The sequence below is a fragment of the Burkholderia sp. HI4860 genome (assembly GCF_002223045.2).
In the GTDB taxonomy this organism is placed as follows: domain Bacteria; phylum Pseudomonadota; class Gammaproteobacteria; order Burkholderiales; family Burkholderiaceae; genus Burkholderia.
Map to the genome: position 1 here is coordinate 105,148 of NZ_NKFO02000003.1, position 21,745 is coordinate 126,892.

The window sequence follows — 21,745 nt, forward strand, 5'->3', positions numbered from 1 at the left end:
GCCGTACGGGCGCGGTACCGCGCGTGTCATGACGACTTGCGCACGCGCAGGTACCAGTCGCAAAGCAGCCTCACCTGCTTCGGCGTATAGCCCTTCGCGACCATCCGGTTCACAAAGTCCTCATGCTTGCGCTGCTCCTCCGCCGAACCCTTGGCGTTGAACGAAATCACCGGCAACAGTTCCTCGGTGTTCGAGAACATCTTCTTCTCGATCACGACGCGCAACTTCTCGTAGCTCGTCCACACGGGGTTCTTGCCGGCATTCGCCGCCCGTGCACGCAACACGAAGTTCACGATCTCGTTGCGATAATCCTTCGGATTACTGATGCCGGCCGGCTTCTCGATCTTCTCCAGCTCCGCGTTCAGCGCGGCGCGATCGAAACTCTCGCCCGTGTCGTGGTCGCGGAATTCCTGGTCCTGGATCCAGAAGTCCGCATACGTGACGTAGCGGTCGAAGATGTTCTGGCCGTACTCCGAATACGACTCGAGGTAGGCCGTCTGGATCTCCTTGCCGATGAATTCCGCGTAGCGCGACGCGAGCACGTCCTTCACGAAGGACAGGTACTTCTGCTCGGTTTCCGGCGGGAACTGCTCGCGTTCGATCTGCTGTTCGAGCACGTACATCAGGTGCACCGGGTTGGCCGCCACCTCGCTCGAATCGAAGTTGAACACGCGCGACAGGATCTTGAACGCGAAGCGTGTCGACACGCCCGTCATCCCTTCGTCCACGCCCGCGTAGTCGCGATATTCCTGATACGACTTCGCCTTCGGATCGGTGTCTTTCAGGTTTTCGCCGTCGTACACCTGCATCTTCGAGAACAGGCTCGAATTCTCCGGCTCGTGCAGGCGCGACAGCACCGAGAACTGCGACATCATCTTCAGCGTGCCCGGCGCGCACACGGCTTCGGCCAGCGACGAGTTGCGGATCAGCTTCTCGTAGATCTTGGTCTCTTCCGACACGCGCAGGCAGTACGGCACCTTCACGACGAAGATCCGGTCGAGCAGTGCTTCGTTGTTGCGGTTGTTGCGGAACGCCTTCCACTCCGACTCGTTCGAGTGCGCGAGGATGATCCCGTCGAACGGAATCGCGCCGAAGCCCTCGGTGCCCTTGAAGTTGCCTTCCTGCGTGGCGGTGAGCAGCGGGTGCAACACCTTGATCGGCGCCTTGAACATTTCGACGAACTCGAGCAGCCCCTGGTTCGCCAGGCACAGGCCGCCCGAGTAGCTGTACGCGTCGGCGTCGTCCTGCGCGTACTGTTCGAGCTTGCGGATATCGACCTTGCCGACCAGCGACGAGATGTCCTGGTTGTTCTCGTCACCCGGCTCCGTCTTCGCGATGCCGACCTGCCGCAGGATCGACGGATAGCGGCGCACTACGCGGAACTGGCGGATGTCGCCGTTGTATTCGTGCAGCCGCTTGACGGCCCACGGACTAAGGATGTTCTTCAGGTAGCGGCGCGGAATGCCGTACTGTTCCTCGAGGATCGGACCGTCTTCGTCGTAGTCGAACAGCCCGAGCGGCGATTCGTTGACGGGCGAACCCTTCAGCGAATAGAACGGCACGCGCTCCATCAGTTGCTTCAGACGCTCGGCGATCGACGACTTGCCGCCGCCCACCGGGCCAAGCAGATAGAGGATCTGCTTCTTCTCTTCGAGCCCTTGCGCAGCGTGTCGGAAGTAGGCGACCACCTGCTCGATCACCTCCTCCATTCCGTAGAACTCACGGAATGCGGGATAGACCTTGATGACCTTGTTCGCAAAGATCCGCGACAGGCGCGGGTCGTTGCGGGTATCGATGTGTTCAGGTTCCCCGATTGCTTCCAGCATGCGTTCACCAGCCGTCGCGTACGCGGATGGATCGTTCTTGCAGAGCGCGAGATACTCCTCCAGCGAGAGCTCTTCCTCTCGCGTTTTTTCGAAGCGGTTCGCGAAGCTGCTGTAAATATCCATGCTACCTCCCTCGCCTGAGTCTGAAGACGTGCCTGCCTTCGTACGACTGCGCAGAAGCAAGCGCGTTCGAATTCATCCTAAACCCTTTCTTATTTTTTTTCACGAACTCTTCGTATGAAGTTCGTCATTCTCGACAACACCGCTTGGACAACACATTTCGTCGTTTTACAATCGACCTCCCGAGCCGCAGAAACTGCATCCGTCGCGTCTCGTCGAACAACGGAACGTCTTGTGTGTTGGACATATCCGGCGTCGTCACTTCTCCCCTTCATCCCTATACGTTCGAGCGGTCGTTTTCGACGACACGTTGTGCGCACCGTTACAAATTTTTTTCGCAGCGCCCTTACGGAAATACCCGTACGACGGATGCGGGAACATGACGCAGCACCTGTGCACGCATCCTTCGACGCATGTTTCACCCTGCATGCGACGCGGCACGATCGTCGTTCATGCCCGTCGCCTGTCACATTATTTCCGTCGCGGAAACGACGACGCCCGCATGTCGCGGGCGTCGTTCGTCACCAAATGGGGATAGATGCGCGATGCGCGCGAATCAGAAGGTTTCCCAATCGTCCGCGCCGGCGGTAGCGGCCGCTTGCGCGGGCGCCGCTGGAGCAGCGACGGGCTTGCGTGCCGGCGCCGCTGCGGCGACGCGTTTCGGTGGTGCGTCGCGCTCGTCGCGCACGGCAGCCTGGACGGGCACCGCGACCGTTGCCGCGGCCGCACGCGGCGCGTGACGCACGGCCACCGGTGTCGAGACACCCGGGCGGGCGTCGTCTTCATTGAGCTGGAAGACCGCTGCCGTTTCACGCAGGCGCCCGGCCTGTTCGTCGAGCGATTGCGCGGCAGCCGCGGCTTCCTCGACGAGCGCCGCATTCTGCTGCGTGACCTCGTCCATCTGCGCGACCGCGCGCGCCACCTGGTCGATCCCGCCGCTCTGCTCCTCGGAGGCCGCCGCGATCTCGCCCATGATGTCCGTCACGCGCTGCACCGCACCGATCACGTCGCTCATCGTGCGCCCTGCTTCGTCGACCAGCGTGGAACCCGAGCGAATGCGCTCCACCGACGCGTCGATCAGCACCTTGATCTCCTTGGCCGCGGCCGACGAACGCTGGGCCAGGCTGCGCACCTCGCCCGCGACGACCGCGAAACCGCGGCCTTCCTCGCCTGCCCGCGCCGCCTCGACTGCGGCATTCAGCGCAAGAATGTTGGTCTGGAACGCGATTCCTTCAATGATCGCGATGATGTCGGCGATCTTCGCGGAGCTGTCGTTGATCTCGCCCATCGTGCCGACCACCTGGCCGACCACCGTATTACCCTTGTTTGCAATCTCCGACGCGTTCGCGGCCAGCGAACTCGCCTGGCGTGCATTGTCCGCGTTCTGTTTCACGGTGCCGGTCAGCTGCTCCATGCTCGACGCGGTTTCCTGCAGCGCCGCGGCCTGTTCCTCGGTGCGCGACGACAGGTCGATGTTACCGGCCGCGATCTGGCGCGCCGCGGTCGCGATCGACTCGCTACCGCCGCGCACGGTACGCACCGTGTCGACGAGCCCGCGCTGCATCTTGCCGAGGCCTTCGAGAAGCTGGCCCATCTCGTCACGGCGATCCACGACGATCGGCCGGCGCAGGTCGCCGGCGGCAATCGCGTCGAAATGCGCGAGCGCGTCGGCAATCGGACGGCCGATCGCGCGGCTCAGCGTCAGCCACGACACGACCGCGGCGGCAAGGCCGGCCACCAGCGCGGCAATCGCCAACACGCGCACCGTGTCGAACGCCGATTCCGCACGGTCGAAACCGGTTTGCGCATCGGTGAACTGGAAGTTGCGCAGCGCCTCGCTCGCCACCGAGAGGTCGTTGTAGCTCGCCTGAAGCTGCTTCGCGCCTTCGCCGATCCGGTCGGCCTGATTCGCCCCGATCACGCTCGCGAACGCGTCACACGCGTGCTGCAACGCCTGCCGCTTCGCGGCGACGTCCTGCGCGAGCCGGTCTTCCTCCGGGCCGCGCGGCAACGCGAGGTATTTCTGCCACCACGTGTCGGACTGCGCGCGCATCGCGCGGCTTCGTTCGACGGCCGCCGCCGCGTCGGGTGTGCCGGCCAGCAGCGCCCCACGGTCGAGCGCCAGGCGTTCGCGCGCAGCGTAGATCTCGGCCACCGAAACGTCGACCGCGCTGGGCATCTGGTTCGTGAAAATATCGCGCGTCGTGTCGTTCGCGCGCGTCATGCCGTACACGCCAAGCGCGCCGATCACCCCGAGGAGTACCGCCAGAAACGCCATCGTGAGACCGATGCGCGCACGAATCGTCAGGTTTTTGAACACCATCATCCTTCCTGTGTTGCGTCGTGATGGACGGGACAGCCCGTCGCTTCGAAGCATTGCTTCACTTGGTGCATTTACGACCATGCACCGCACAACTTGATGGTGTTTCCGCTATTTTTTCGAATTATTCGTCTGTTTATTACAAATAACTGAATGAATAATGCGTGTTTCAGCGTGTGTTTGGAAGCCAAGGAATGGGCGGCGCTCCGCTGCCGGCGCGCGTCGCAGGCGGGCGGCCGGCCGTCGTTTGCGACGGACCGGCCACGATGCTTGATCGGGCCCTATTCGGCCAGTTCGGCCAGCGTGGGAATCGACGGCTGCGCGCCCGCTCGCGTGACGGACAGTGCCGCGGCGCGTTGCGCGAAGCGGATGGCCGTGTCGACGTCCGCGCCAGCCGCGAGCCGCGCGGAAAAGCCGCCGATGAAGGTATCGCCGGCGGCCGTCGTGTCGACGGCCTGCACGGCCGGCGCCGGATAATGCCGCGCCGTGCCATCGGCCGTCAGCGCCAGCACGCCACGCGCGCCGAGCGTCACCAGCACGTTGCGCGCGCCGCCTGCCTGCAGCACGCGCGCGGCGGCTTCCGCCTCCGCCGGGTCACGCACCGGCAGCGCGGTCAGCGCGGCCGCCTCGACCTCGTTCGGGATCAGGAAGTCGACGAGCGGCAGCCAGCCATCCGGCAGCGGTGCGACGGCCGGGGCCGGATTGAGCACCACCGTGCGGCCGAGCCGCCGCCCGGCCGACAGCGCCGCGAACACCGCGTCCGGCGGCGTCTCGAGCTGGCAGATCAGCACGTCGGCCGACACCAGTGCGGCTTCGTGCCGGGCGACCATCTCCGTCGTGACCTCGCCGTTGCCGCCCGCGACGATCACGATCGCGTTCTGGCTCGCATCGTCAACGACGATCAGCGCGACGCCGGTCGACGCCGACGCACTCGTCGCGAGCCCTGCACAGTCGATCCCCTCGGCTTCGAGCCCCGCGCGCAGGGCGGCACCGTGCGCATCTGCGCCGACGCAACCGATCATCGCGACCTGCGCGCCGAGCCGGGCGGCCGCAACCGCCTGGTTGCCGCCCTTGCCGCCCGCCGCCTGCGCGAATGCATGACCGGCGAGCGTTTCGCCCGGCAGCGGCAGACGCGGCGCGCGCACGACCAGATCCATGTTGAGACTGCCGACCACCGTCACGCGGCCGGCGCCTGCCGCGGGCGCCGTCATGCGCGACCGCCGGAGGCCGGCGGCTCGCGGTAAATCGCCGTCGACTCGCGCAGCACGAGGCGCGGCGACACGACGCGGCGGCGGCTCGGCACAGCGGTCGAGCCGCCGCCGATGCGCTCGATCAGCGTCTGCGCGGCCATTTCGCCGAGCGCGCGCACCGACTGGCCGACCGTCGATAGCGCCGGATACGTGTAACGGGAGAATTCGATGTCGTCGAACCCGATGATCGAACAGTCGTCAGGCACGCGCATGCCGCGCTCGGCCGCCGCGCGCAGCGCGCCGACGCCCATCAGGTCGTTGCCCGCGAAGATCGCGCTCGGCCGCACCGATTCGAACAGCCGCGACGCCGCGTGATAACCGCCGAGGCACGAGAAGTCGCTTTCCGCGATCGCGCCCGGCACGATGTCGACCCCGCGCTCGGCCATCGCGCGGATGAAGCCGTGCACGCGCATGGCGCTGACCGCCGTGTCGGTCGGCCCCGTGATGCAGCCGATCTTCGCGTGCCCGAGCTCGAGCAGGTGACGCGTCGCCAGGTACGCACCGCGCTCGTGGTCGATCTGCACGAGGTCGGCCGCGAGCCCCTCGATGTTGCGGTCGACGACGACGAGCGGCGCGTGGATATCCGCGAGCGTCTGCGCGAGCACCGCATCCTCGCCCGCCGACGCGACGATCAGCCCGTCGATTCGCTTTTCCTGCAGCACGCGCAGGTAGTTGCGCTGCTTGACGGGATCGTCGTCCGAGTTGCAGAAGAACACGCAATAGCCATTGGCCGCGCACTGATCCTCGATCCCGCGCGCGAGCTCGGCGAAGTACGGATTCGTGCTGTTCGGCACGACAAGGCCGATGGTCGCCGTCGCACGCGCCTTCAGCGAGCGCGCCACGGCCGACGGCACGTAATTCAGCTCGCGGATTGCGCCCTCGACCTTCGCACGCACATCCGCGGACACCGGCCGCGAATTGTTCACCACGTGCGAGACGGTCGTAAACGACACGCCCGCCATGGCCGCCACATCCTTGATCGTCGCCATTTCCCGTTTCTCTCTGGTCTGTTCTGTCTGTCTTTTTACCGCACGCGGGTGCGCCGGCTACGATACGTATCGAGCACGACCGCCACCACGATCACCGCGCCGGTGATGATCCGTTTCGTCGGCTCGTTCGCACCGATCTGCGCCAGCCCCGCGGCCAGCACGGAGATGATCAACACGCCAAAGAACGTGCTGATCACCGAGCCGCGCCCGCCCATCAGGCTCGTGCCGCCGATCACGACGGCAGCGATCACCTGCAGTTCGAGGCCGACGCCCGCATTCGGGTCGGCCGCCTCGAGCCGCGAAATCTGGAACAACGACGCCAGCCCTGCGAGGGCGCCCATCAATGCGAATACGAGAATTTTATACGGCCTCGGGTTAACCCCTGCAAGTCGGACCGCTTCTTCGTTCGTGCCGATCCCGACGAGATAGCGTCCGAACACGGTGCGCGTCAGCACGAACTGGGCCGCGATCATCACCGCGACCGCGATCAGGAACGCCGGCGAGATGCCGAGCGCGATCGGGTTCGACAAGAAATCGAACGCGTCGCCGATATAGGCCGTGCGCGAATTCGTCAGCTGGTACGCGAGGCCGCGCGCGGCCTCCAGCACGCCGAGCGACACGATGAACGACGGGATCCGCCAGCCGACCGTGACCGCGCCCGTCAACGCGCCCGTGACGGTCGCGACCGCGATGCCGATCAGCGCGGCCGGCAGCGGCCCCCACTGCCATTTCAGCGCGGCGACGCTGACCATCGACGCGGCGAGCGCGAGCACCGAGCCGACCGACAGGTCGATCCCGGCGATGATCAGCACGAAGGTCATCCCGACCGACATCACGACGAGATCGGGAATCTGGTTCGCGATCGTGCTGAACGTATCGTAGGTCAGGAAATGCGAGCTCAGCACCGAAAACAGCGCGATCATCGCGGCGAGCGCACCGGCGAGCCCGAGGTAGTTCGACAGGCCGAGCCGCGTGCCGGACAGCGTGCGCGCACGGCGCCCCGTCACGTCCTGCTGCGCGCCTGCGTCGGTCGGGGTTACGGGAGGCTGGGTCATTGCGGTCGTCCTGTATTCGAAGTGCCGGGAGCGGCGCCTTGCGCGTGCCCCGCGTCCGGATGCTGCGCGCCGCCCGGCGGCGTGTCGCGGCCGAAGCCGGCGAACGCCGCGGCCAGCAGCGCATCCTGGGTCCAGTTGCCGCGCTCGAACACGGCGGTCATGCGCCCGGCCGACATCACGCCGATCCGGTCGCAGATCAGCATCAGCTCGCGCAGGTCGCTCGACACGACGACGAGCGCGCGGCCTTCGCGCGCGAGCGCGCCCATCAAAGTGTAGATCTCGAACTTCGCGCCGACGTCGATCCCGCGCGTCGGCTCGTCGAACAGCAGCACGCCCATGTCGCGCGCGAGCCAGCGGCCGATCACGACCTTCTGCTGGTTGCCGCCCGACAGCTCGCCGACCGCCTGCGTCGCGCCGTGCGTACGGATCCGCAGCGCGTCGATCTGCTGCTCGGCGAGCGCCGTTTCGCGCGCGCCGTCGACGATCCCGCCGCGCGCGAGCCGGTCGAGCTGGCCGAGCGACACGTTCGCGGTGATCGACTGCGTCAGCAGCAGCCCTTCTCCCTTGCGATCCTCGGTGATCAGCGCGATGCCTTGCTTCACCGCCTCGACGGGCGAACCGATCCGCACCCGCTTCGGCGGCTGGCCGATCGCGATCGTCCCCGCGTCCGGCGCATCCGCGCCGTAGATCAGCCGCAGCAGCTCGGTGCGTCCCGCGCCGATCAACCCCGAGATGCCGAAGATCTCGCCCGCGCGCACCTCGAGCGACACGTCGCGCACCGCCGTCCCGCGGGTAAGGCCCGACACGACGAGCCGCGGCGCGCCGACATGACGCTCGCCGAGATCGATGTGCTCGCCGATCTCGCGCCCGACCATCAGCGTGACGAGCCCGTCGGACGTCGTCGCCGCCATGTCGCCCGCGTGGACGAGCCGGCCGTCGCGCAGCACCGCGACGCGCTCGGCGACCCGCGCGAGTTCCTCGAGCCGGTGCGAGATGTAGACGATCGCGACGCCGCGCGCCTTCAGCCGGTCGATCTGCTCGAACAGCAGCTCGACTTCACGCGCGGTCAGCATCGCGGTCGGTTCGTCGAGAATCAGCACGCGGCAGTCGCCGATCAGGTTGCGCGCGATCTCGACCATCTGCTGGTGGCCGATGCCGAGCGCGCCGACCGGCGTATCGGGATCGACCGCGTCGAGCCCGACCTGCGCCATCGCGGCCCGTGCATCGTCGCGCAGCCGCGCGCGATCGATGATCCCGAAGCGCCGCGGCAGGCGGTTCAGGAACAGGTTTTCGGCAACCGTCAGTGTCGGCAGCAGGTTCAGCTCCTGCATCACCATGCGCACGCCGAGTGCCTCGGCCTGCGTCCGGCTCGCCGGCGCATACGGCGTGCCGCCGAGCTGCATCGTGCCGGCGGTCGGCTCGACGAGGCCGCCGATGATCTTCGACAGCGTGCTCTTGCCGGCGCCGTTCTCGCCCGTCAACGCAAGCGCATGGCCCGCCTCGAGCGTCAGCGTGACGTCGGCGAGCACGGGTTCGGCATAGGTCTTGCCGATGCCGGAGACGGACAGCACGGGAGCGGCTGCGCGGGAGGGTTGGAAAGTCGGGTCCATCGCGATCCTGGTTGCGGCCGCGCGCACGCGGCGCGCGGGTGTGACGCTCACAAGTGCATGTGCATGCAGTGGCCGTGATCGCGCTCACCCCGGATAACGGCCGCCGCGCCCGATTCTTGAGGGCGGCGGCCGCATCGGGGCCGCGTCACTTCGTCACGAGGTCCACCGGCGTCTCGACGACGCCCGACATGTCGGCCTGCTTGCGATGCTCCGCAATCGCCTTGAGCGCCGTGTCGATACCGAACACGGCCTGCTTCGCCGCGTACTGATCGGCGGTCGCGAGCACGCGGCCGTCCTTCAGCATCGGCTTGATCGCGTTGATGTTGTCGTAGCCGACCACGAGCACCTTGCCCTGCTTGCCGGCCGCGCGCACGGCCGACACGGCGCCGATCGCCATGTTGTCGTTGCCGCACAGCAGCGCCTTCAGGTTCGGGTATTCGTTGAGCATCGCGGCAGCGACCGCATTGCCCTTGTCGATCTCCCATTCGCCGGACTGCACCGACACGACCTTCATCCCGCCCGCCTTCATCGCGTCCTGGAAGCCGGCCGTGCGCTGTTGCGCATTGGTCGTCGTCGACACGCCTTCGATGATGCCGACCTGGTCGCCCGCCTTCAGCCGCTTCGCGAGGTAATCGCCGATCTTGCGCGCGCCCTTGCGGTTGTCCGGGCCGACGAACGGCACGTTCAGGTTCTTCGACTTCAGCACGTCGGGTTCGAGCCGGTTGTCGATGTTCACGACGATGACGCCCGCGTCGACCGCCTTCTTCACGACCGGCACGAGCGCCTTCGAATCGGCCGGCGCGAGCACGATCGCGTCGACCTTCGACACGATCATCTGCTCGACGATGCGGATCTGGTTCGCGGTGTCGGTTTCGTCCTTGATGCCGTTGGTGATCAGGTCGAACTGGGCCGCGTTGTGTTTCTGGTATTCCTTCGCGCCCGTTTCCATCGTCAGGAAGAACTCGTTGGCGAGCGACTTCATCACGAGCGCGACCTTCGGCTTGGCTGCCGATTGCGCGTGGACGGCCGGTGCGGCGGCGACCGCGACGGCGGCGAGCGCGGCGGTCAGGAAGCGACGGCGAAAGCGAACATTCATACTCATCTCCTGGCGACTGGCCCCAAGGGCCGGACGATTATTTGACTGTTGTTTTAATGTGAGCAAACGTTTGCGCCACACTACCCGGGCAATGGCCATCGATGCTGCTGTCGGTACCACGGAATGGAAGCGAGGCAGACGGCCGACTGCCTGGCGCGCTGTCGTTTACGCGCCGCCGCCGGCGGGACGCCGGCGGAGTGAAGGCTATGCTGTACCGATTCGCGTCGGCGTGCAACCTGTCTGATCAATATTTAAGGGTTTATTCGGAGCGCGTGTCACGCCGGGCCCCGCGGCGCCGGTTCGTCTTCATCGGCCGACGGCGGCTCGCCGAAGCGGTTCGCATGCGGCGTGCCGGCGATGAAGCCGTTCATCACGAACAACGCGAGCGCGCCGACGATCGGCACGAACAGCAGCAGCATCCACCATCCCGACTTGTCGATGTCGTGCAGCCGCTTCACACCGACCGCAATCGACGACCACACCGCGACGACTGCGATGACGACGGCCACCAGCATCACCAGCGGCGGCAGATCGTCTTCCGGCGCACCGCGGGAACTCGCATCGAAAATCGCGCTGAGCACCGTGGAAACCAGCGCGTAGATCCACCACGGCAGGCGCCCGATCCGGCCTTCGAAGGAAAAGAGAAGCCATTTCAGATTCATTGTTTACCTCTTCGTCACGCGTGTTGCGTGCTGCGCGATAGGTCTGCGGGCATGCCGGAGCCGGCGATCCACGTGCGTGGTTTCTTGAAGGCGGACGGCCTGCCAGCGTTGCCTTTCGCACTTCGTTCCGGTGTTGCGCGTTGCGTCACTGGCGCGATCCGGCCGGCAAGATCGCGACCAACGGACGGCCCGAGCGCACGTCACCCGGCATTCACGCGCATTGAATCACATTTACGGGCCAATGGATCGCTCGATAGGGCAGATGGCCTAACCCGCAACGAGGCGTGCACGCGACGCTCTTGTTCTTGTCGTTGGGCCGGCAAGCGAATACATGTGGTTCGCCGCGTGCGGCGAAGAATCGGACGGAAACCGCGATGGCGGTCGATGATACGGTGAGTCGATCGACCCAGGCAGCGGCAAATCGCCTGCCACTGCCCAATACATGACAACCCGCGCCGGTATGTCGCGCCATCCGCGCCGAGCGCGCGGATGACGCACGACGCGCTGCCGTCAAACGGCTTCGCGCAACAGCCCCGCGATTTCCGCTTCGTTCAGATGCGGCGCGAACATCTCGATCAGCCGGTACGCATACGCGCGCAGGAACGCACCCTTGCGCAGCCCCACCCGCGTCGTGCTCGCTTCGAACAGATGCTGCGTATCGAGCGCGACGAGCCCCGTGTCGCGCTGCGGATCGTAGGCCATTGCCGCGACCACGCCGATCCCCATGCCGAGCTCGACATAGGTCTTGATCACGTCCGCGTCGATCGCGGTGAGCACGACGTCGGGCACGGCGCCCGCCTGCGTGAACGCCTGGTCGATGTGCGAGCGGCCCGTGAAGTCCTGGTCGTACGTGATGATCGGGTACTCGGCGATTTCCTCGAGCGTCAGGTTCTCGCGGCCGACGAGCGGATGGCCCTTCGGCACGACGACCGTGTGGTGCCACGAATAGCACGGGAACGTGACGATGTCCGGATAGCGGTCGAGCGCCTCGGTCGAGATGCCGAGATCGGCCTCGCCATTCAGGATCATCTGCGCGATCTGCTGCGGGCTGCCCTGGCGCAGCGCGAGATGCACCTTCGGGAACACGTCGGTGAACTGGCGGATCACCTTCGGCAGCGCGTAGCGCGCCTGCGTGTGCGTCGTTGCGACGACGAGATGGCCGCTGTCCTGGTCGGCGAACTGGCGCGCGACGCGGCGCAGGTTCTCGGCGTCGAGCAGCATCCGCTCGATCAGCTGGTGCACGGCCTTGCCGGGCTCCGTGAGCCCCGTCAGCCGCTTGCCGCGCCGGATGAAGATGTCGACGCCCAGCTCATCCTCGAGATCCTTGATCTGCTTCGACACGCCCGACTGCGACGTGTACAGCACGTTCGCGACTTCCGTCAGGTTCATGTTCTGGCGCACCGCTTCGCGCACGAACCGCAATTGCTGAAAATTCATGGGTATGCCTCTTAGGCTGTCGTTGTTTGATTGTCGATTCCGAGCGTATCCCGCCCCCTGCCCTGCATTTTCTCGTCAACGCGCGGGAAACACACGCACCGCGCGCGGCACCGCCGTCGCACCGTCGCCGACCTGCAGCGACAGCGCCCGCCATGCGTCGCGATCGAGTTCCGCCTCGAGCGCGCCGCCTGCACGTGCCTCGAGCTCCACGCGTACCGAGCCGCCCAGCGGGATCACGCGACGCACGTCCACCGCGATACCGTCGCGGTGCCCTTCTTCGCCGACCGGCCACAGCTGCAGGTCGTGCGGCCGCACATAAGCGTTCGCAGGGCCTGCGAAATCGGCGTCGACCTCGATCGGCGCGGCCGCCCCCTCGGCGACGAAGCCACGCCCGGCGACCGTGCCCGGCAGCCGGTTCGCCGCGCCGAGGAACTCGTAGACGAATGCGCTCTGCGGATGATCGTAGACGTCCTGCGGGCTGCCGACCTGCTCGACGTGGCCGCGGTTCAGCACGACGATGCGATCGGCGACTTCCAGCGCCTCCTCCTGGTCGTGCGTGACGAAGATCGTCGAGATGTGCAGGTCGTCGTGCAGACGACGCAGCCAGCCGCGCAGCTCCTTGCGGACCTTCGCGTCGAGCGCGCCGAACGGCTCGTCGAGCAGCAGCACCTTCGGCTCGACCGCGAGCGCGCGGGCGAGCGCGATACGCTGGCGCTGGCCGCCCGACAGCTCGGACGGATAGCGCTGCGCGAGCCAGTCGAGCTGCACGAGCTTCAGCAGTTCGTGCACCTTCTCGCGGATCGCGGCTTCCGACGGCCGCTCGCGGCGCGGCTTCACCCGCAGCCCGAACGCGACGTTCTCGAACACGGTCATGTGGCGGAACAGCGCGTAGTGCTGGAACACGAAGCCGACCTGGCGGTCGCGTGCGCCGACCGATGCCACGTCGAGCCCCTGCAGCACGACCTGGCCCGCATCCGCGTGCTCGAGGCCCGCGATCACGCGCAGCAGCGTGGTCTTGCCGCAGCCGGACGGCCCGAGCAGCGCGACCAGCTCGCCGGGCGGGAAGTCGAGCGATACGTTGTCGAGCGCCGTGAAATCGCCGAAGCGCTTCTGAAGGTTACGGACGGTGATACCCATTCTGGTTGCCTCTTTACGATTTCGACGAAACGGCGCCGACGGGGCCGGCATGTGCGGGAACGGTGTCGTGCGCGTCGGCCAGTTCGGCCGCAAGATGACGCTCGGCGATCAGCTTCAGCGCGAGCGTGACGAGCGCGAGCAGCGCCAGCACCGACGCCACCGCGAACGCCGCCGCGAAGTTGTATTCGTTGTACAGGATCTCCACGTGCAGCGGCATCGTGTCGGTCACGCCGCGGATGTGGCCGGACACGACCGACACCGCGCCGAACTCGCCCATCGCGCGCGCATTGCACAGGATCACGCCGTACAGCAGGCCCCACCTCACGTTCGGCAGCGTCACGCGGCGGAAGATCTGCCAGCCCGACGCGCCGAGCACGCGCGCGGCTTCTTCCTCGTCGGTGCCTTGCGCCTGCATCAGCGGAATCAGCTCGCGCGCGACGAACGGGAACGTGACGAAGATCGTCGCGAGCACGATGCCCGGCACCGCGAAGATGATCTGCACGTCGTGATCCTGCAGCCACGGCCCGAACCAGCCCTGCGCGCCGAACAGCAGCACGTACACGAGGCCCGAGATCACCGGCGACACCGAGAACGGCAGGTCGATCAGCGTCGTCAGCAGCGCCTTGCCGCGGAATTCGAACTTCGCGATCGCCCACGATGCGCACACGCCGAACACGAGGTTCAGCGGCACCGCGATCACGGCGACGGTCAGTGTCAGCTTGATCGCCGACCACGCATCGGGATCGGCCAGCGATTCGAAATAGAAGCCGACGCCCTTGCGCAGCGCCTCGACGAACACCGCCGCGAGCGGCACGACGAGGAAAAACGCGAGGAACGCCAGCGCGATGCCCGTGAGCAGCCAGCGCACGACGCGCGACTCGCTGACGGGGTCGAGCCGCTTCGTGGCACGCGCGGCCGGCGACGGGGTTTTCAGCACGACGGTGGCCTCCTGGCTCATTGCTGGCCTCCTGCGGCGGCGGCGGTGACGGCGGCGGGCGCCGGACCGCTCGCGCCCTTGCTCGTACGGCGCTGCAGATACCACTGCAGCGTGTTGATCAGCAGCAGCATCAGGAACGACACGACGAGCATCACGACTGCCAGCGCGGTCGCGCCCGCGTAGTCGTACTGCTCGAGCTTCGTGATGATGAGCAGCGACGTGATCTCGGATTTCATCGGCACGTTGCCGGCGATGAAGATCACCGAGCCGTATTCGCCGAGGGCGCGTGCGAACGCGAGCGCGAAACCGGTGAGGAGCGCCGGCAGCACGGCCGGCAGCACGACGCGGCGGAACGTCAGCCAGCGCGACGCGCCGAGGCACGCGGCGGCCTCTTCCTGCTCGCGCTCGAAATCCTCGAGCACCGGCTGCACCGTGCGCACGACGAACGGCAGCCCGATGAAGGTCAGCGCGACCAGCACGCCGGCCGGCGTGAACGCGATCTTGATGCCGAGCGGCGCGAGATACTGGCCGACCCAGCCGTTGGTCGCGTAAACGGCCGCGAGCGAAATGCCGGCGACCGACGTCGGGAGGGCAAACGGCAAGTCGACGACCGCATCGACGAGGCGCTTGAACGGGAACGTGTAGCGCACCAGAACCCACGCGACGAGAAAGCCGAACACGGCGTTGATCAGCGCGCCGCCGAGCGCGGCCGAGAACGTCAGCCGGTACGACGCGAGCACGCGCGGCGACGTGACGGCGGTGACGAACTGGTCCCACGACAGCGTCGCGGTCTTCAGGAACGTGGCGGCGAGCGGTATCAGCACCACGAGGCTCAAATAGGCCACCGTGATGCCTAGCGTCACGCCGAAACCGGGCAGCGCGCTCGGCTTGCGAAAGGTGTACGTCGTCATCGGATGCTCTTGCTGGGTCGATGCTGCTCATGGGTCCGACGCAAACGCCGGCGCAGTGAATCGCGCCGGCGGCCCCGTCGGGGATGCGGCGCGCTATCGTGGCGCGCCGCCGTTGTTATGGCGTTACTGCGGCTTGTAGATCGAATCGAACACGCCGCCGTCCGCGAAATGCGTCTTCTGCGCATTCGTCCAGCCGCCGAAGGTATCGTCGACCGTGTACAGCTTCAGCTTCGGGAACTGCTTCGTCAGCTCCGCCGGCACGTTCTTCGAACGCGGCCGGTAGTAGTTGCGTGCCGCGATCTCCTGGCCCTGCGGGCTGTACAGGAAGTTCAGGTACGCCTCGGCCAGCTTGCGCGTGCCCTTCTTGTCGACCACCTTGTCGACCACCGCGACGGGCGGCTCGGCCAGGATGCTCACCGACGGCACGACGATCTCGAACTTGTCGGTGCCGAATTCCTTGACCGACAGGAATGCCTCGTTTTCCCATGCGATCAGCACGTCGCCGATCCCGCGCTGCACGAAGCTCGTCGTCGCGCCGCGCGCGCCCGAATCGAGCACGCCGGCGTTCTTGTAGAGCTTCGTGATGAATTCCTTCGCCGTCTGCTCGTTGCCGCCCGGCTTGTGCAGCGCGTACGCCCACGCGGCCAGGTAGTTCCAGCGCGCGCCGCCCGACGTCTTCGGGTTCGGCGTGACGATCGAGATGCCCGGCTTGGTTAGGTCGTCCCAGTCCTTGATCCCCTTCGGATTGCCCTTGCGCACCAGGAACACGATCGTCGACGTGTACGGCGACGCGTTGTCGGGCAGGCGCTTCTGCCAGTCCTTGTTGACGAGCCCCTTGTTCGCGAGCGCATCGATGTCGTACGCGAGCGCCAGCGTGACGACGTCCGCCTGCAGGCCGTCGAGCACCGAGCGCGCCTGCGCCCCCGAGCCGCCGTGCGACTGCTTGAAGTTGACGGTCTCGCCCGTCTTCGCCTTCCACTCCTTGCCAAACGCCTGGTTGAAGTCCTGATACAGCTCGCGCGTCGGGTCGTACGACACGTTCAGGAAGGTCGTATCGGCCTGTGCGTGCGTCGCGACGCCCAGCGCCGCCGCCGCGCCCAGCGCGAGTGTTGCGATCAGGCGGCCCACTCCGCCCACCAGCCCCGTATTGCGCTTGCCCATCCTTGGTTCTCCAGTGTTGTCGGTATTGCGATGTCGGGCCAGTCTAACGAACGGGTTACATGATTAAAAATAATCGTTCCTTATTTTTTAATACTCAAAAGTGCTAACGCAGACGGGATGGACGGTTGCGGCGGATGAATCGACGTCCGGGCGTCGTGAAATCGCGTCGGAACCGGCGTGATCGCGTCGAACCTCAAGTAACACTTGAAATTCGCGGACTACTGTATAAAAATACAGCTCACTGTCTATCCATACAGTTGAGCCATGACCAAACTCACCGCCCGTCAGCAGCAAGTGTTCGACTTGATCCGTCGCGCGATCGAGCGCTCCGGATTCCCGCCCACCCGTGCCGAGATCGCGGCCGAACTGGGCTTCAGCTCGCCGAATGCGGCCGAGGAGCACCTGCGCGCACTGGCGCGCAAGGGTGTGATCGAGCTGGCCGCCGGCGCGTCGCGCGGCATCCGCCTGCTCGGCATCGACGATGCCCCGCACCAGTTCACGCTGCCGCACGCCGGCCTGATGCAACTGTCGCTGCCGCTCGTCGGCCGCGTCGCGGCCGGTAGCCCCATCCTTGCGCAGGAGCACATCTCGCAGCATTACGCGTGCGATCCCGCGCTGTTCTCCAGCAAGCCCGACTACCTGCTGAAAGTGCGCGGCCTGTCGATGCGCGACGCCGGCATCCTCGACGGCGACCTCCTCGCCGTGCAGAAGCGCACGGAAGCAAAGGACGGCCAGATCATCGTCGCGCGTCTCGGCGACGACGTCACGGTCAAGCGCCTGATGCGCCGGCCGGGCGGTCTCGAGCTGATCGCGGAGAACCCGGATTACGAAAACATCTTCGTCAAGGCCGGCAGCGCGGAATTCGCGCTGGAAGGCATCGCCGTCGGGCTGATTCGCTCGGGCGAACTCTGACATTCCGTCTCGCTGAGGAGAACATCATGGAACGCCTTGCCCGTCTGCTGCCTTTCCGTCAATTCGGCCGCCTGCGTCACCTGCGCGGCCGCACGCCCTGCGCTCCGCTGTCCGCAGCGGCGCCTGTGCAAGAAGAAGTCGCAGTCGAACGGCAGGCGTCCCTGCTGCCGTCGGCGCTCCCCGCTTTCGCGCGGGTATCGCTGAACGCCGGCCTGAATCACGCCGAACCCGCGCGCCGTGCACCGGTGCGCGTTTATCACGGCCGGTCGCGCCTGATCATGGTCGGCACGATCGATGCCGTGTGCCGGATGATCGATCGCTGCATTGCAGAGGAACGATCGGCCACGCCAGGCGGTCTCTGATTGCGGACATCCCCGCACCGGAGGCAACGTGACCGGATCTTCGGGCCGCGCATGGCGGCTCAAGCCCCTTCTGATCGTCGTGCTGGCCGTCGCCATCGTTGTGGCGATCGGCTATGCGTACGCATCGCCGTACGTCGCGCTCGGTCGCCTGAAATCGGCGATCGATGCGCGCGATGCGCAGGCCATCAGTGAATATGTCGATTTCCCGTCGCTGCGCATCAGCCTGAAGCAGCAGGTCACTGAAGAGTTGATGCGCCGAATCGACGCGGTGAAGAAGAACAATCCGTTCGCGGTGCTCGGTGCGCTGATCGGATCCGCACTGATCGGCCCGCTGGTCGATGCGTACGCGACCCCGGAAGGCGTGGCCGCACTGATGAGCGGATTGCCACCACGCGGCAATCCAGGTGAGCGTCCACCCGAATGGTCGAATCTGCCGCCCGGTAGCAATGCGCCGGCGGCACCATCGGCCAATCCGGCTCCTCCCGCGAGCGCAGCCGCTCCGGGTAGCAACGCGGCCGCTACCGCTGCGTCATCGCCACCCGCCGCTGCCGCACCGGCCAGCCCGGTCGATGCAACGCCTGCGCCGCACCCGCAGCAAACCAGCGCCGGGTACCGGAATATCGATGAATTCGTCGTGACCTACCAGCGCAGTGCCGACGGCACGCGCTATGCGGCGATATTCCACCGCTTCGGCCTGTTCTCGTGGAAGTTGTCCGCGATCGACCTGCACGCTTAACCGGCCTTGAGTGGCCGCGGTCAGCGCCCGCCCCGCGGACGTGACACGACGCCCGACCGACGCGATTCGCCGGTCAGGCAGTCATCGAATCATTGGATCATTTGCCGTTCGCCGTGGCCGCTTCACGCTCCCGCGCGATTTCTTCCTTCTGCTCCTGCGCCGACGAACACGCCACCAGAATGCTGCAGTTCACGCGATCGAGCAGTTGCGTGTTGCCCGACCCCATCCACCATCTGGACAACCCGCTACGGCACCGATGGCCGACGACGACGAGGTCGACCTTCAGCTCCCTTGCGAGATTCGCGATTTCGTCGATCGGATAGCCGAACGCGAAATGGCCTTCGGCCTGCACGCCGCGCTCGCGCAGCCAGTTCACCCCTTCCTGCAGGATTTCACGCGCGGTTTCCTCGAACCGGCCGCACGCGACGTCGGTCAGCAAACCCGCGCTCTGTGCAATGCTCGAGCGCATGTCGACCACCGACAGCAAATGCGTCTCGGCCTTGAGGTCCATCGCGAGATTGGCGCCGCAACGCAGTGCCTTGCGTCCTTCGAGCGTGCCGTCGTAACACAGCAAAATCTTGTTGTAGCTAGCCATGAAACCTCCCTATCGCAACAACGAGCCTACGCATTCATCATGGTGCGCCGCAATTCAGGACGCAAGGGATGGAAAACGCTGATTCGCCCCGCTCGGCTCGTGCGCGATGATGCAGTGCACGATCGGTGCGTACCGGCATCGCACCGTGCAGGCATGCCCTGAAGAGACGCAATCGATGCACTAGAATGGCCCGTTCGTACTCCAGCGGGCCATCAGGCGCCGGCGTCGTGCGCTTCGGTCATGCCCGTGTGACACGCAGTCGTCCGATCGGTTCGTCAACCGGCCACGCATCCGGCAACAGCGGAACACTTCCGCGCCGGCCTACAACGACAACATGCCCATGTCCGTTGCACCGATCGATTTCCGGAACGTCGAAAAGCGCTATGGCGACAAGCTCGTCGTCAACGGCCTGTCCTTCACCGTCCAGGCCGGCGAATGCTACGGCCTGCTCGGGCCGAACGGCGCCGGCAAGACCACCACGCTGAAAATGCTGCTCGGCCTCACGCATCCCGATGCAGGCGCCATTTCGCTCTGCGGCGAACCGGTTCCATCGCGTGCACGGCATGCGCGCCAGCGCGTCGGCGTCGTCCCGCAGTTCGACAATCTCGACCCCGACTTCACCGTGCGCGAGAACCTGCTCGTCTTCAGCCGCTACTTCGGCATGTCGACGCAGGCCGCGCACGCGCTCGTGAAACCGCTGCTCGAATTCGCGAAGCTCGAGAACAAGGCCGATGCGAAGGTCGGCGAGCTGTCGGGCGGCATGAAGCGCCGCCTGACGCTCGCCCGCGCGCTCGTCAACGATCCCGATGTGCTGGTGCTCGACGAGCCGACGACGGGCCTCGACCCGCAGGCGCGTCACCTCATGTGGGAGCGGCTGCGCTCGCTGCTCGCCCGCGGCAAGACGATCCTGATCACCACGCACTTCATGGAAGAAGCCGAGCGCCTGTGCGACCGCCTGTGCGTGATCGAGGAAGGCCGCAAGATCGCCGAAGGCGCGCCGCACGCGCTGATCGAATCGGAGATCGGCTGCGACGTGATCGAGATCTACGGGCCCGATCCGGCCACGCTGCGTGACGAGCTGTCGGCGTTCGCGAAGCGCACCGAGATCAGCGGCGAGACGCTGTTCTGCTACGTGAGCGATCCGGAACCGCTCAGTGCGCGACTCAAGGGGCGCACGGGGTTGCGCTATCTGCATCGCCCGGCCAATCTTGAAGATGTGTTCCTGCGGCTCACGGGCCGCGAAATGCAGGACTGATCGATCATGGACGTCCGCAACTATTCGACCGCCGCACCGTCGGCACCGCCGCGCGTGTCGCGCTTTGCGATCGCGATGCCCGCGAACGCGACCAACTGGATCGCCGTCTGGCGGCGCAACTATCTCGTCTGGCGCAAGCTCGCGCTCGCGTCGATGTTCGGCAATCTTGCCGATCCGATGATCTATCTGTTCGGGCTGGGGTTCGGGCTCGGGCTGATGCTCGGCCATGTCGACGGCGTGTCGTATATCGCGTTCCTCGCGGCCGGCACGGTCGGGTCGAGCGTGATGATGTCCGCGAGCTTCGAGTCGATGTATTCGGGGTTCTCGCGCATGCACGTGCAGCGCACGTGGGAAGCGATCATGCATACGCCGCTCGCGCTCGGCGACATCGTGCTCGGGGAAATTATCTGGGGAGCCAGCAAGGCGATGCTGTCGGGGGCCGCGATCATGCTCGTCGCGGGGGCGCTCGGCTATGCGCGGTTTCCGTCGATGCTCGCGGCGCTGCCCGTGATCGCGCTCGCGGGCCTCGCGTTTGCCAGCATCGCGATGATCGTCACGGCGCTCGCGCCGTCCTACGATTTCTTCATGTTTTATCAGACGCTCGTGCTGACGCCGATGCTGCTGCTGTCGGGCGTGTTCTTCCCGATCACGCAGTTGCCGCCGATCGCGCAGCATGCGGCGCAGGCGCTGCCGCTCGCGAATGCCGTCGAGTTGATCCGGCCCGCGATGCTCGGCCGGCCGGCAACCGACGTCGCGTTGCATGTCGTGGTGCTTACCGGTTACGCGGTCGGCGGATTCCTGCTGTCCGCGTGGCTGTTCCGGCGGCGGATGATGCGCTGACGGCCGGCGCACGAGCGCCGGCCTTCTGCGACGACCTTACTCGTCGTCGTCGCTCCACGGGATCTCGACGTCGGTCAGGAACGCGACGGTCGCGAGCGGGCCGCCTTCCTGGCGGCCGAGCTTGCCGTCCGCGCGATGCCATTCGACGCGAAACTGCGTGCCCGGATCGTCGGCCAGCAGATACACCGTGCGCAGCTCTTCCTTGTCGGCTTCGTCCACCGGGCCGTCGAACGACACCAGCATCTTCTGCGGCCACAAGCCGTTGACCGGATCGTAAATGCGGTCGCCTTGCGGAATGTCGATGCTGGCCTCGACGCCGATCGTTGCGGAGGCCTCGATGATCATCGTGCCGAGTGCGTTCAGCACGGCAGTCGCCCGCGCGGAATTGGCCTGGCGGATCGCGAGATCGCCGCGCGTCAGCGCCTTTTCGAGTCGAGGATGGATCTTCGGTTGGGTCATGCGTTTTCCTGTTTGCTTCTTGTAAATGGCGCCGCACGCGTGAAACGGCGGCGCCGGATGAATACGCGATTGCGC

General features: G+C 66.1%; 20 protein-coding genes and 1 pseudogene. 5 read left to right on the forward strand and 16 right to left on the reverse strand.

Annotated features, from left to right (window positions below):
• Nucleotides 1-26: 26 nt before the first annotated feature.
• From CFB34_RS15515 to CFB34_RS39200, 14 genes and pseudogenes are all read right to left on the reverse strand, one after another.
• Entirely contained in the window at nucleotides 27-1,949 is a 1,923-nt protein-coding gene (locus CFB34_RS15515; protein WP_011351905.1) for a PrkA family serine protein kinase, read from the reverse strand.
• A 553-nt stretch (nucleotides 1,950-2,502) separates the two neighbouring features.
• Nucleotides 2,503-4,269, reverse strand: coding sequence for a methyl-accepting chemotaxis protein (locus CFB34_RS15520; protein WP_089440030.1), 1,767 nt, complete (start codon nucleotides 4,267-4,269; stop codon nucleotides 2,503-2,505).
• Nucleotides 4,270-4,547: 278 nt separating this feature from the next.
• Nucleotides 4,548-5,477 carry a ribokinase gene (rbsK, locus tag CFB34_RS15525; protein WP_089440029.1) on the reverse strand — a complete coding sequence of 310 codons (930 nt, stop codon included), beginning with the start codon at nucleotides 5,475-5,477 and terminating at the stop codon, nucleotides 4,548-4,550.
• A complete protein-coding gene (locus CFB34_RS15530) occupies nucleotides 5,474-6,505 on the reverse strand; it encodes a LacI family DNA-binding transcriptional regulator (protein WP_011351902.1) in 1,032 nt (343 codons plus the stop codon). Before CFB34_RS15530 ends, rbsK begins: the two co-directional genes overlap by 4 nt.
• A 35-nt stretch (nucleotides 6,506-6,540) precedes the next feature.
• Nucleotides 6,541-7,560, reverse strand: coding sequence for an ABC transporter permease (locus tag CFB34_RS15535; protein WP_046545645.1), 1,020 nt, complete (start codon nucleotides 7,558-7,560; stop codon nucleotides 6,541-6,543).
• Nucleotides 7,557-9,170, reverse strand: coding sequence for a sugar ABC transporter ATP-binding protein (locus CFB34_RS15540; RefSeq protein WP_089440028.1), 1,614 nt, complete (start codon nucleotides 9,168-9,170; stop codon nucleotides 7,557-7,559). The genes CFB34_RS15535 and CFB34_RS15540 overlap by 4 nt, the downstream gene beginning before the upstream one ends.
• A 145-nt stretch (nucleotides 9,171-9,315) precedes the next feature.
• On the reverse strand, nucleotides 9,316-10,266 hold the full coding sequence (locus CFB34_RS15545; protein WP_089440027.1) for a sugar ABC transporter substrate-binding protein: 951 nt from the start codon (nucleotides 10,264-10,266) through the stop codon (nucleotides 9,316-9,318).
• A 275-nt stretch (nucleotides 10,267-10,541) separates the two neighbouring features.
• Nucleotides 10,542-10,928, reverse strand: coding sequence for a DUF805 domain-containing protein (locus CFB34_RS15550; protein WP_089440026.1), 387 nt, complete (start codon nucleotides 10,926-10,928; stop codon nucleotides 10,542-10,544).
• Nucleotides 10,929-11,438: 510 nt separating this feature from the next.
• Nucleotides 11,439-12,365, reverse strand: coding sequence for a CysB family HTH-type transcriptional regulator (locus CFB34_RS15555; protein ID WP_006484201.1), 927 nt, complete (start codon nucleotides 12,363-12,365; stop codon nucleotides 11,439-11,441).
• Nucleotides 12,366-12,440: 75 nt separating this feature from the next.
• On the reverse strand, nucleotides 12,441-13,502 hold the full coding sequence (locus CFB34_RS15560; protein ID WP_039358749.1) for a sulfate ABC transporter ATP-binding protein: 1,062 nt from the start codon (nucleotides 13,500-13,502) through the stop codon (nucleotides 12,441-12,443).
• Nucleotides 13,503-13,515: 13 nt separating this feature from the next.
• The gene (gene cysW, locus CFB34_RS15565; RefSeq protein WP_089440025.1) at nucleotides 13,516-14,460 is read right to left on the reverse strand and encodes a sulfate ABC transporter permease subunit CysW; all 945 of its coding nucleotides are present in this window, start codon (nucleotides 14,458-14,460) and stop codon (nucleotides 13,516-13,518) included.
• Complete coding sequence (cysT, locus tag CFB34_RS15570) at nucleotides 14,457-15,350, reverse strand: sulfate ABC transporter permease subunit CysT (protein ID WP_089440024.1); 894 nt, start codon at nucleotides 15,348-15,350, stop codon at nucleotides 14,457-14,459. The genes cysW and cysT overlap by 4 nt, the downstream gene beginning before the upstream one ends.
• Before the next feature lie 123 nt (nucleotides 15,351-15,473).
• On the reverse strand, nucleotides 15,474-16,511 hold the full coding sequence (locus CFB34_RS15575) for a sulfate ABC transporter substrate-binding protein (RefSeq protein ID WP_089440023.1): 1,038 nt from the start codon (nucleotides 16,509-16,511) through the stop codon (nucleotides 15,474-15,476).
• A 183-nt stretch (nucleotides 16,512-16,694) separates the two neighbouring features.
• Nucleotides 16,695-16,805: pseudogene (locus tag CFB34_RS39200) on the reverse strand (sodium:proton symporter); the annotation flags it as partial.
• On the opposite strand from CFB34_RS39200, the gene lexA reads away from it, so the two are divergent.
• From lexA to CFB34_RS15590, 3 genes are read left to right on the forward strand one after another with little or no spacing between them, the layout of a single operon-like run.
• On the forward strand, nucleotides 16,776-17,423 hold the full coding sequence (gene lexA, locus CFB34_RS15580; RefSeq protein ID WP_009689103.1) for a transcriptional repressor LexA: 648 nt from the start codon (nucleotides 16,776-16,778) through the stop codon (nucleotides 17,421-17,423). The pseudogene CFB34_RS39200 and the gene lexA overlap by 30 nt on opposite strands.
• A 26-nt stretch (nucleotides 17,424-17,449) precedes the next feature.
• Nucleotides 17,450-17,785, forward strand: coding sequence for a hypothetical protein (locus CFB34_RS15585; protein ID WP_006476078.1), 336 nt, complete (start codon nucleotides 17,450-17,452; stop codon nucleotides 17,783-17,785).
• 28 nt (nucleotides 17,786-17,813) lie between these two features.
• Nucleotides 17,814-18,521 carry a DUF2939 domain-containing protein gene (locus CFB34_RS15590; protein WP_089440022.1) on the forward strand — a complete coding sequence of 236 codons (708 nt, stop codon included), beginning with the start codon at nucleotides 17,814-17,816 and terminating at the stop codon, nucleotides 18,519-18,521.
• 97 nt (nucleotides 18,522-18,618) lie between these two features.
• On the opposite strand, the gene CFB34_RS15595 is transcribed toward CFB34_RS15590, so the two are convergent.
• Nucleotides 18,619-19,116 carry a universal stress protein gene (locus CFB34_RS15595; protein WP_089440021.1) on the reverse strand — a complete coding sequence of 166 codons (498 nt, stop codon included), beginning with the start codon at nucleotides 19,114-19,116 and terminating at the stop codon, nucleotides 18,619-18,621.
• Nucleotides 19,117-19,456: 340 nt separating this feature from the next.
• On the opposite strand from CFB34_RS15595, the gene nodI reads away from it, so the two are divergent.
• Nucleotides 19,457-20,371, forward strand: coding sequence for a nodulation factor ABC transporter ATP-binding protein NodI (gene nodI / locus CFB34_RS15600; protein ID WP_089440020.1), 915 nt, complete (start codon nucleotides 19,457-19,459; stop codon nucleotides 20,369-20,371).
• A gap of 6 nt (nucleotides 20,372-20,377) precedes the next feature.
• Nucleotides 20,378-21,211 carry an ABC transporter permease gene (locus CFB34_RS15605; protein ID WP_089440019.1) on the forward strand — a complete coding sequence of 278 codons (834 nt, stop codon included), beginning with the start codon at nucleotides 20,378-20,380 and terminating at the stop codon, nucleotides 21,209-21,211.
• A gap of 36 nt (nucleotides 21,212-21,247) precedes the next feature.
• Here the strand turns inward: CFB34_RS15605 and CFB34_RS15610 are convergent, their stop codons facing one another.
• Nucleotides 21,248-21,670, reverse strand: coding sequence for a hypothetical protein (locus CFB34_RS15610; protein WP_021157006.1), 423 nt, complete (start codon nucleotides 21,668-21,670; stop codon nucleotides 21,248-21,250).
• Nucleotides 21,671-21,745 lie beyond the last annotated feature (75 nt).